17 protein-coding genes are annotated in these 10551 nt (G+C 40.7%); 16 read left to right on the forward strand and 1 reads right to left on the reverse strand.

What is annotated here, in order from left to right; genetic code table 11:
- The first annotated feature begins 6 nt into the window (after positions 1–6).
- From rpsH to HUN22_RS01555, 14 genes are all read left to right on the forward strand, one after another.
- Complete coding sequence (rpsH, locus tag HUN22_RS01490) at positions 7–402, forward strand: 30S ribosomal protein S8 (protein ID WP_002049732.1); 396 nt, start codon at positions 7–9, stop codon at positions 400–402.
- 13 nt (positions 403–415) lie between these two features.
- Entirely contained in the window at positions 416–949 is a 534-nt protein-coding gene (rplF, locus tag HUN22_RS01495) for a 50S ribosomal protein L6 (RefSeq protein WP_002116801.1), read from the forward strand.
- Between the two features lie 14 nt (positions 950–963).
- The gene (gene rplR / locus HUN22_RS01500; RefSeq protein WP_002049741.1) at positions 964–1314 is read left to right on the forward strand and encodes a 50S ribosomal protein L18; all 351 of its coding nucleotides are present in this window, start codon (positions 964–966) and stop codon (positions 1312–1314) included.
- Positions 1315–1316: 2 nt separating this feature from the next.
- Positions 1317–1814 carry a 30S ribosomal protein S5 gene (gene rpsE / locus HUN22_RS01505; protein WP_001141025.1) on the forward strand — a complete coding sequence of 166 codons (498 nt, stop codon included), beginning with the start codon at positions 1317–1319 and terminating at the stop codon, positions 1812–1814.
- Between the two features lie 6 nt (positions 1815–1820).
- On the forward strand, positions 1821–1997 hold the full coding sequence (gene rpmD / locus HUN22_RS01510; RefSeq protein WP_000849088.1) for a 50S ribosomal protein L30: 177 nt from the start codon (positions 1821–1823) through the stop codon (positions 1995–1997).
- A 3-nt stretch (positions 1998–2000) separates the two neighbouring features.
- Entirely contained in the window at positions 2001–2441 is a 441-nt protein-coding gene (gene rplO / locus HUN22_RS01515) for a 50S ribosomal protein L15 (protein WP_002116985.1), read from the forward strand.
- Between the two features lie 45 nt (positions 2442–2486).
- Positions 2487–3806 carry a preprotein translocase subunit SecY gene (gene secY, locus HUN22_RS01520; RefSeq protein WP_171068081.1) on the forward strand — a complete coding sequence of 440 codons (1320 nt, stop codon included), beginning with the start codon at positions 2487–2489 and terminating at the stop codon, positions 3804–3806.
- A gap of 20 nt (positions 3807–3826) precedes the next feature.
- Positions 3827–3943: a 50S ribosomal protein L36 gene (gene rpmJ, locus HUN22_RS01525; protein ID WP_000867907.1), complete on the forward strand. Its 117-nt coding sequence runs from the start codon at positions 3827–3829 to the stop codon at positions 3941–3943.
- A 106-nt stretch (positions 3944–4049) separates the two neighbouring features.
- Positions 4050–4406, forward strand: a complete 357-nt coding sequence (rpsM, locus tag HUN22_RS01530) for a 30S ribosomal protein S13 (protein WP_000090815.1) — start codon at positions 4050–4052, stop codon at positions 4404–4406.
- A gap of 19 nt (positions 4407–4425) precedes the next feature.
- A complete protein-coding gene (rpsK, locus tag HUN22_RS01535) occupies positions 4426–4812 on the forward strand; it encodes a 30S ribosomal protein S11 (RefSeq protein ID WP_001040166.1) in 387 nt (128 codons plus the stop codon).
- A gap of 12 nt (positions 4813–4824) precedes the next feature.
- Entirely contained in the window at positions 4825–5451 is a 627-nt protein-coding gene (rpsD, locus tag HUN22_RS01540) for a 30S ribosomal protein S4 (protein ID WP_000135204.1), read from the forward strand.
- A gap of 17 nt (positions 5452–5468) precedes the next feature.
- Complete coding sequence (locus HUN22_RS01545) at positions 5469–6476, forward strand: DNA-directed RNA polymerase subunit alpha (RefSeq protein WP_002116730.1); 1008 nt, start codon at positions 5469–5471, stop codon at positions 6474–6476.
- A gap of 18 nt (positions 6477–6494) precedes the next feature.
- Positions 6495–6872, forward strand: coding sequence for a 50S ribosomal protein L17 (rplQ, locus tag HUN22_RS01550; RefSeq protein WP_002049717.1), 378 nt, complete (start codon positions 6495–6497; stop codon positions 6870–6872).
- A 181-nt stretch (positions 6873–7053) separates the two neighbouring features.
- Positions 7054–8544, forward strand: a complete 1491-nt coding sequence (locus HUN22_RS01555) for a flavin-containing monooxygenase (RefSeq protein WP_174726240.1) — start codon at positions 7054–7056, stop codon at positions 8542–8544.
- A 50-nt stretch (positions 8545–8594) separates the two neighbouring features.
- On the opposite strand, the gene HUN22_RS01560 is transcribed toward HUN22_RS01555, so the two are convergent.
- The gene (locus HUN22_RS01560) at positions 8595–9767 is read right to left on the reverse strand and encodes an acyl-CoA dehydrogenase family protein (protein WP_174726241.1); all 1173 of its coding nucleotides are present in this window, start codon (positions 9765–9767) and stop codon (positions 8595–8597) included.
- A 188-nt stretch (positions 9768–9955) separates the two neighbouring features.
- On the opposite strand from HUN22_RS01560, the gene HUN22_RS01565 reads away from it, so the two are divergent.
- Complete coding sequence (locus tag HUN22_RS01565) at positions 9956–10213, forward strand: succinate dehydrogenase assembly factor 2 (protein ID WP_002117064.1); 258 nt, start codon at positions 9956–9958, stop codon at positions 10211–10213.
- A 6-nt stretch (positions 10214–10219) separates the two neighbouring features.
- A partial coding sequence (locus tag HUN22_RS01570) for a hypothetical protein (RefSeq protein ID WP_174726242.1) occupies positions 10220–10551 on the forward strand: 332 nt, incomplete at its 3' end.

Consider the following 10551-nt stretch of genomic DNA (forward strand, 5'->3'; position numbering starts at 1 on the left):
GACTAAATGAGTATGCAAGATACCGTTGCCGACATGCTAACACGTGTTCGTAACGCACAAATGGCTAAGAAACAAACTGTTTCTATGCCTTCTTCTAAGTTGAAAGTTGCAATTGCAAACGTACTTCAACAAGAAGGTTATATTTCAAATGTAGAAGTTGCTCAAGAAGAGACAAAATCTACTTTGACAATTACTTTAAAATATTTCGAAGGCAAACCAGTTATCGAAATGGTTAAACGCGTAAGCCGTCCAGGCCTTCGCCAATACCGTGGTAAAGATAAACTTCCAAGCGTTAAGCAAGGTTTAGGTATTGCAATTGTTTCTACAAGCAAAGGCATCATGACTGATCGCGCTGCACGTGCTGCGGGCGTTGGTGGTGAAGTTATTGCTTTTGTTTCTTAATAGGTGATTCCTCATGTCTCGTGTGGCTAAAGCCCCAGTAACTGTACCTAATGGTGTAGCAGTTACTCAGAACGGCCGGCAGGTCGAAGTGAAAGGCAGCAAAGGTACATTGTCTTTCAACCTGCATGCGCTGGTCGAGCTAAAACAGGAAGAAGGTAAACTTCAACTTGCTCCAGTTAAAGAATCGAAAGATGCTTGGATGCAAGCTGGTACTGCTCGCGCTGTATTGAATAACCTTGTAAAAGGGGTTAGTGAAGGCTTCGAACGTAAGTTGCAGCTAGTTGGTGTTGGTTATAAAGCTGCGGTTAAAGGTACTGTTGTTAACCTTAACCTTGGTTTTTCACACCCAATTGACTACGCTTTACCTGAAGGTGTAACAGCGGAAACTCCAACTGCTACTGAAATCATTTTGAAATCAGCAAACAAGCAGTTGTTAGGTCAAGTAGCGGCAGAAATCCGTGCATATCGTTCTCCTGAACCATATAAAGGTAAAGGTGTTCGTTATTCGGATGAAGTCATTCTTCGTAAAGAAGCTAAGAAGAAATAAGGCGCGAGGTTCTTATGAACGAAAAGAAACAATCCCGTTTGCGTCGTGCGAAAAGCACACGCTTGCACATTCGTGCATTGGGTGCGACTCGTTTGTGTGTAAACCGCACTCCGCGTCACATCTATGCTCAAGTTATTTCAGCAGATGGTGGCAAAGTTTTAGCACAAGCTTCAACTTTGGATGCATCTTTACGTAGCGGTACTACAGGTAATGTAGATGCAGCTACTAAAGTAGGCGCTTTAATCGCAGAGCGTGCGAAAGCAGCTGGTGTAACTAAAGTTGCATTTGACCGTTCTGGTTTTAAATATCATGGTCGTATCAAAGCCTTGGCTGATGCTGCTCGTGAAAACGGCTTGGAGTTCTAATCATGGCTAAAGTTGAACAAAACGAAGGTCTTGTTGAAAAGCTGGTTGCCGTTGATCGTGTAGCCAAAGTTGTTAAGGGTGGTCGTATCTTCTCTTTCACAGCATTAACTGTTGTGGGTGATGGTAATGGTCGTGTTGGTTTTGGTCGTGGTAAAGCTCGTGAAGTTCCAGCTGCTATTTCTAAAGCACTTGAAGCTGCACGTCGCAACATGATTACTGTAGACCTTGCAGGTACTACTTTACAACACCCTGTGAATGCTCGTCATGGTGCAAGCCGTGTATATATGCAACCTGCTTCTGAAGGTACTGGCGTAATTGCTGGTGGCGCTATGCGTGCCGTTCTAGAAGCTGCAGGTGTACATAACGTACTTGCTAAATGTTATGGTTCTACTAATGCTGCAAACGTAGTAAACGCAACCTTTAAAGGTTTGCGTGATATGACTTCTCCTGAGAAAGTCGCTGCGAAACGTGGTAAATCAGTAGAAGAAATTCAAGGGTAATCAATCATGAAAACGATTAAAGTTACCCAGACTAAATCTTCTTCACATCGCTTGAAAAATCACAAGCTTTGCTTACAAGGTTTAGGTCTGCGTCGTATTGGTCATACTGTAGAAGTGCAAGATACGCCTTCTAACCGCGGTATGATCAACAAAGTCTACTATATGGTTAGTGTAGAGGAATAAGCCATGACTCTGCGTTTAAATGAACTTGCGCCTGCAGAAGGTGCAAAACGTGAACACCGTCGTTTAGGCCGTGGTATCGGTTCTGGCGTTGGTAAGACTGGTGGCCGTGGTGTCAAAGGTCAAAAATCACGTAAAAGTGGTGGCGTTCGTCCAGGCTTTGAAGGCGGTCAAACAGCGATTTATCGTCGTTTACCTAAATTCGGTTTCACTAGCCAAATCGCTTTAAAAACTGCTGAAGTACGTTTATCTGAGTTAAGCAAAGTTGAAGGCGACATCGTTAGCCTAGAAACTTTGAAAGCTGCGAATGTTGTTCGTCGTGACCAAATTCGTGCTCGTATCGTACTTTCTGGTGAAATCACTCGTGCATTCACTGTTCAAGGTGTTGCATTGACTAAAGGCGCTAAAGCTGCGATTGAAGCAGCTGGCGGTAAAGTCGAGGAGTAATCTCGAGTGTCTATGTCTCCTAGTTCTTCAGGTCATGTCAACATGATGAAAGGTCAGCCATTTCATGTGAAATATCGTGAAATTATTCGCCGGATGAGTTTTCTAATCGGTGCATTGCTGGTCTTTCGACTAGGAGCGCATATTCCAGTACCAGGCATTAATAATGCTGCGTTAGAAAATTTATTTCATGCGAACCAAGGAACTATTCTTGGGCTATTCAATATGTTTTCTGGCGGTGCTTTAGAGCGAATGTCTATTCTTGCTTTAGGGATTATGCCTTACATTTCTGCATCAATTATTGTGCAGTTAATGTCAACAGTAATTCCTTCACTTGAAGCCTTGAAAAAGGAAGGTGAGCAAGGTAAGCGTAAAATTAATCAATATACGCGTCAGGGTACTTTGTTACTTGCAGTGGTTCAAGCTGTTGGTATGTGCGCAGGTTTGATCGGTCAGGGTATTACTCTGACAGTTGGCCTTGCCTTTTATATACCTGCAGTTACTTCACTTGTCGCTGGAACTATGTTCTTAATGTGGCTGGGTGAGCAAATCACTGAAAGAGGTATTGGTAACGGTATCTCAATGATTATTTTTGCAGGGATTGTTGCTGGTTTGCCTAATTTAATTATGCAATCAGTATCTTCTGTAGATAATGGTCAAACAAGTTTAATTGGTCTTGTAATCTTTGGTCTTTTGTCTTTAGGTGTATTGGCAGCCATTGTGTTTATTGAAAAAGCACAACGTCGTATTCCAGTAAACTATGCGCAAAAGCAACAGGGGCGTCGTATATTTACAGCACAGCAGACGCATTTGCCATTAAAAATTAATATGGCTGGTGTAATCCCTGCAATTTTTGCAAGTTCTTTACTATTGTTCCCAGCGAGTCTTGGTCAATGGGTAGGAAGTGCAGATCCAAATGCTGGTTTTATTAAAAGTAGCTTACAAGATTTAGCTTTAGTATTGTCGCCTGGACAGCCTTTGTATTTGGTGCTCTTTGGTGCGTTAATTATCTTTTTCTGTTACTTTTATACGGCTCTAGTATTTAGCCCTAAGGAAGTATCAGAAAATCTAAAACGCAGCGGAGCTTATGTGCCTGGTATTCGCCCAGGTGAGCAAACTGCTCGTTACTTAGATCATATTCTTAATCGTTTGACGTTTATTGGTGCGATTTATATTACGGTCATTTGTTTAATGCCAATGATTCTACAAAGTTCTTTTGGGATTCCATTCTATTTAGGTGGTACCTCATTATTGATCGTAGTTGTCGTGGTTATGGACTTTATGGCTCAGCTACAAGCGCATTTAACATCTCATCAATATGACAATCAAACATTAATGAGAAAAACGACTGCTCATCCTAAGGGATAAGCGCACTTAGAGGTTTCATCATGAAAGTACAAGCTTCTGTAAAGAAAATTTGTGGTAGCTGTAAAGTTATCCGTCGTAATGGGGTTATTCGCGTAATTTGTAGCGCAGAACCTCGTCATAAGCAGCGTCAAGGTTAATCTAATCAAGACCTGTTGATTTCAGTAGGCGAATTGGGTTAATATCCGCCCCTCAAGATTTTTGTGGGGCGGTTGATTATCTCTACTGCCTTTTTGGAGAAAGTGAATGGCTCGTATTGCCGGTGTAAACATTCCGGATAACAAGCATGCTGTTATCTCCCTCACTTATATCTTTGGTATCGGTCGCCACACTGCTAAGAATATCTTAGCTGCAGTTGGTATTACTGAAACTACTAAGATCCGTGAGTTGGACGATGCTCAGCTTGATGCGATTCGTGCAGAAGTTGCTAAGGTTCCTACCGAAGGTGACTTACGTCGCGAAATTTCCATGAACATTAAACGTTTAATGGATTTGGGTTGCTATCGCGGCCTTCGCCATCGTCGCAGCTTGCCTGTCCGTGGTCAACGCACCAAAACTAACGCACGTACCCGTAAAGGTCCGCGCAAACCGATTAAAAAGTAAGATTTCTGGAAGCTAAAAGATGGCTAAAGATACTCGCACACGCAAGAAGGTCACCCGTACCGTCTCTGAAGGTGTTGCACACATTCACGCGTCTTTTAATAACACCATTGTTACGATTACTGATCGTCAAGGTAATGCATTGGCTTGGGCCACCTCAGGTGGACAAGGCTTCCGTGGTTCACGTAAATCAACTCCGTTTGCTGCTCAGGTAGCTGCTGAAGTTGCTGGTAAAGCAGCTTTGGATTACGGTTTGAAAAATCTGGATGTCCTTGTAAAAGGTCCTGGTCCAGGTCGTGAGTCTGCGGTTCGTGCATTAGGCGCAGTGGGTTATAAGATTAACAGCATTACCGATGTGACTCCAATTCCTCACAACGGTTGCCGTCCACCTAAAAAACGTCGCGTGTAAGGAGAAACATTCATGGCTCGTTATATTGGTCCAAAATGCAAACTCTCTCGCCGCGAAGGGACAGACCTGCAACTTAAATCTGGCGTTAAACCTTTTGACGTCAAAACTAAAAAAGCTAACAAAGCACCTGGTCAACATGGTCAGGCACGCGGTGGTAAGCAATCTGAGTATTCACTACAATTACGTGAAAAACAAAAAGTCCGTCGTATTTACGGTGTGTTAGAACGTCAATTTAGTAACTACTATAAAGAAGCAGCTCGTGTTAAAGGCGCAACAGGTGAGAACTTGTTGAAATTGCTTGAAAGCCGTCTTGATAACGTTGTTTATCGCATGGGTTTTGGTTCTACACGTGCAGAAGCTCGTCAGTTAGTAAGTCACCGTAGCATTACTTTGAATGGTCGTCGTGTAAACATCGCATCTATTCAAGTTAAAGCTGGTGATGTAATTGCGGTTCACGAAGGTGCTAAACAACAATTGCGTATTAAAAACGCGATTGAGTTAGCTGCACAACGTGGTATTCCAGCTTGGATCGAAGTTGATCATTCTAAGCTTGAAGGTACGTTTAAAGCTGCACCAGATCGTTCTGATTTACCTGCTGAAATCAACGAAAGCTTGATTGTAGAATTGTATTCTAAATAATCCTTGAGGTAGCAATAATGACGCGTACTGCAAACGAGTTTCTAACTCCGCAAGCGATCAAGGTCGAAGCGGTAAGCGGGACCTCGGCAAAAGTGATTCTAGAACCTTTAGAGCGTGGTTTTGGCCACACTCTAGGTAATGCTTTACGTCGCATTCTATTGTCTTCTTTACCTGGCGCTGCTGTGGTTGAAGTAGAAATAGAAGGTGTCGAGCACGAGTACAGTACTTTAGAAGGCTTGCAGCAGGACATCGTCGAGCTCTTGCTGAACCTAAAAGGATTGTCTATTAAGCTGTTCGATCAAAATGAAGCATATTTAACATTAGAAAAACAAGGTCCTGGCGATATTACTGCTGCTGACCTTCGTTTACCTCATAATGTTGAAGTGGTTAATCCAGAACATTTAATCGGTACTTTAAGTGCTTCAGGCTCATTAAAAATGCGCTTGAAAGTTGCTCAAGGTCGTGGTTATGAAACATCTGATTCTCGTTTCCCTGAAGGTGAAACACGTCCTGTTGGTCGTTTGCAATTAGATGCTTCTTATAGCCCGATTAAACGTGTTTCTTACACCGTTGAAAATGCGCGTGTAGAACAACGTACCGATTTAGATAAACTGGTAATCGACCTTGAAACAAATGGAACGGTTGATCCTGAAGAAGCAATCCGTAAAGCGGCAACAATCTTGCAACAACAAATTGCAATTTTTGTTGATCTTCAGAAAGACCAAACTCCAGTTGCTCAAGAGCCTCGTGAAGAAGTTGACCCAATCTTGCTTCGCCCAGTAGATGATCTAGAGCTTACTGTTCGTTCTGCTAACTGTTTGAAAGCAGAAAATATTTACTACATTGGTGATCTTGTTCAACGTACTGAAGTTGAGTTGTTAAAAACTCCTAACCTTGGTAAAAAATCGTTAACAGAGATCAAAGATGTTTTGGCATCGAAAGGTTTACAACTCGGTATGCGTCTTGAAAACTGGCCACCAGCTAGTCTTCGTATGGACGACCGTTTTGCCTATCGTAGCCGTTAATTAAGTAGGACTATCACCATGCGTCATCGTAATAGTGGTGTGAAATTAGGCCGTACAAGCAGCCATCGTAAAGCGATGTTCCAAAACTTGGCTAATTCTTTATTTGAACACGAGTTGATCAAAACAACTGTTCCTAAAGCTAAAGAATTACGTCGTGTTGCTGAGCCTTTAATCACTCTAGCAAAAAACGATACTGTAGCAAATCGTCGTTTAGCATTTGCTCGTACTCGTAATGCTGCAACTGTTGGTAAATTATTTACCGTACTCGGCCCTCGTTACAAAGAACGTAACGGCGGTTATCTACGTGTTCTTAAAGCGGGCTTCCGTGCTGGTGATGCAGCACCGATGGCTTACGTTGAGCTAGTAGATCGTGAAGTTAACACTTCAGCTGAATAATTGATTTTATTCAAGAAAGACCGGTTTTATACCGGTCTTTTTTATTTGTAGTCGCCAAATAAATTATAAAAATGTCCTGAAGTGACATAAAAAAGTAGATAAACGGTCAAACTTGACATTGTGTATTGTCAAAATTGTGCTTTAATAAACTTATATTCTCAACAATGGGTATAAAAATAAAATGGAAAAGCAAGTTGATATTTTAATCATTGGCGCAGGTATTTCAGGAATAGGAATTGCTGCTCATTTGTCAAAAAACTCTCCACAACGCCAATTTGAAATTTTAGAGCGTCGTGAGTCTTTTGGTGGAACATGGGATCTTTTCCGTTATCCAGGTATTCGCTCAGACTCAGATATGTCTACCTTTGGTTTTAATTTTAAACCATGGTGTAAGGCGAATGTATTAGCTGATGGTGCTTCTATTAAAGGGTATTTAGGCGAAGTAATTGATGAATATAAATTAAAAGAAAAAATTCATTTTGGTCACCGTGTACTTTCTGCTAATTATGATTCAGCCTCAAAAAAATGGCAGGTTGTAGTCGAAGATAGCAATAAAAAACAGCAGACTTGGATTGCCAACTTTGTTGTAGGGTGTACAGGTTACTACAACTATGATCAGGGCTATGCACCTTCTTTCCCAAATCAAGAAGCATTTAAAGGGCAGCTCATTCACCCTCAGCATTGGCCTGAAAACTTAGATTACGCGGGCAAAAAGGTGGTTATTATTGGTAGTGGTGCAACAGCGATTACTTTAGTACCAGCAATGGCTAAAGGTGGGGCAGGTCATGTGACGATGTTGCAACGTTCACCAACGTATATTGCTAGCGTTCCTTCTATCGATTTCATCTATGAAAAAACGCGTAAATTTATGTCTGAAGAAGCAGCTTATAAATTTACCCGTGCTCGCAACATCGGTATGCAACGCGCTATTTATGCGTTATCTCAAAAACATCCTAAAACGGTACGTCGTTTGCTTTTAAAAGCAATTGAGGTACAACTTAAAGGTAAGGTTGATATGAAGCACTTTACGCCTTCCTACAATCCCTGGGATCAGCGTTTATGCGTAGTGCCAGATGGTGACTTGTTTAAGATTTTACGCGAAGGCAAAGCGAGTGTAGAAACTGATCAGATTGAGAAATTTACCGAAAAAGGTGTTTTACTTAAATCTGGCAAACATCTGGATGCTGACATCATTGTTTCTGCAACAGGACTACAAGTTCAGATTATGGGCGGAGTTCAAGCGACTCTTGATGGGAAACCAATTAATTCATCTGAGCATATGCTTTATAACGGCATAATGCTCAGTGATGTACCAAATATGGCGATGATAATTGGCTATGTGAATGCCTCATGGACACTCAAAGTCGATATCGCTGCCGAATATATTTGTCGCTTATTAAACTATATGGACAAAAATAGTTATGATGAAGTGATTCCATCGGGCGATAAGACGGTAATGGAAGAAGATACCGTAATGGGTAAACTGTCTTCAGGTTATATTAACCGTGCAGCACATGAACTACCTAAACAAGGTAAGCGTGCTCCATGGCAGGTCACTAATAACTATCTAGAAGATAGAAAGTCTCTAAAAAATGCAAAGTTTGAAGATGGTATTCTTCATTTTCATAAGCGTGCTGAAGCAAATGAGCGTAAACCAAAATTAGTATCTTAAGTCGTATTACATAAGAAAAGGGGCGTAATGCCCCTTTTCTTATGAAGTTATTAAAGTGTTCTTGAAATTAACTCTTTCATGATCTCATTTGTACCTGCATAAATTCGATTTGCTCGATGATCAATGTATGCACGTGCAATTGGATATTCAAGCATATAGCCATACCCCCCATGTAACTGAAGACATTCATCTACAATTTTCGAGAACATATCAGAAATTTTATATTTAGCAGCAGCTGCAGCTTCGACACTCAATTTTTCTTCAAGTTGTAATTCCATACAACGATCTAAATAAGTACGACAGAAATCTATCTCTGTTCTGAGTTCAGCAAGTTTGAAGCGCGTATTTTGAAATGCGCCAATAGGTTTACCAAATGCCTTACGATCTTTTGTATATTGAACGGTATGTGCAAATGCTGCTTCAGCACCCGCCTGACATATAATCGCCACTAACATTCGTTCCCATGCTAATTCTTTCATGAGCATGATAAAGCCCATACCTTCCATGCCTAAAAGATTCTCTTTAGGAACACGAACGTTATCAAAGAATAATTCGCAGGTATCTTGGCCTTTCATTCCAATTTTGTTGAGAGGTTTACCTTTACTAAAACCAGCACGGTCTGCTTCCACAATAATTAATGATAAGTTGGCTGAACCTTTATCACTATTACCAGTCTTACAAACGACTACGGCCATGTCGCATAAATAGCCATTTGTAATAAAAATTTTAGAACCATTAATGACATATTCGTCACCATTAAGAACCGCTGTGGTTCTTACCGCTTGTAAATCTGAACCAGTGCCCGGTTCTGTCATGGCAATAGCAGTGACAACTTCTCCGGTTGCCATTTTCGGTAACCATTTTTGTTTTTGCTCTTCATTACCAAAATTGTTAACGTAATTAGCAACAATATCGGAATGCAAAGAAAACCCGGTACTTGAGTCCATCGCATACGCTTGTTCTTCAATAAGAATCATGCTGTATAGGCGATCTACCCCAGAACCACCATATTGCTCTGGCATTGTGGTGCAAAGAAGACCTAATTCTCCAGCCTTATTCCAAAGATCTCGATCAACATGTTGCTGTTTTTCATATTTTTCAATATTGGGAACAACTTCCTTTTCATAGAATTTACGTACTGTCTCGCGGAAAGCTTCATGCTCTTCGTTAAATAGTCGTCTCGGTAACATATTTGGAATAGGACGGATGGCACCAGATTGCATTTGTATTTCTTCCTTGGTTCAGGTGTGATGTTATGCCCTAAACATACGTAAGCATTTCCTCCCGAACAATGTGATGAATGCTCAATTATGAGTACAAGATGATAAATTTGGTCAATTTGATATTTTTAGCGATCTTTAGGATGTGATCAGGTAAACTAGGCGCACTATCAACGCAGATGGGGACGTAAATGTCTGACGAAATGACCTTGGAAGAACGTAAAGTAATTTATCGAGCACGCCGCGGCTTAAAAGAAATTGACGTCTATTTTGACCCGTATGTAAAAAACTATTATTTAAAAGCTGATCCAGCAGAAAAAGCATTATTTGCAGAGTTGGTTGATCAAGAAGATCCAGATTTATTAGATTGGTTCATGGAAGTTTCTGAGCCTCCACGTACTGAGTTACGTGAATTTATTTATAAACTAAAACAGTATGTACATGGCTAAACTGTTTTGATAACAGAATTAATTTTTGAGCTGAAATATAGCCGTATCTCGGTAATATTTCAGCTTTTTGTTGGCTTGGGTTTAGCTATCCTGCTTTATCAATTATTAACACCTATTTGGTGGCTATGTGCTGTCATTCTTATATTTATTGGTTTTATTTTCTTTTTAAAGCAAGCACAAATATCTCAAATTGAATATTTAGATCAAAAATTATGGTCGGTTGCATATTACTCGGAAAAAGCGGTTCATCGTGTTGAAATTAGAAAAATAATTGATTATCAGTTGTTTATGGTAATTTATTTTGAAGGGACATCTGCGAAAGTAGCTATTGTTTGGTT

Origin of the sequence: Acinetobacter lactucae (assembly GCF_013344765.1) — a bacterium.
In the GTDB taxonomy this organism is placed as follows: domain Bacteria; phylum Pseudomonadota; class Gammaproteobacteria; order Pseudomonadales; family Moraxellaceae; genus Acinetobacter; species Acinetobacter lactucae_A.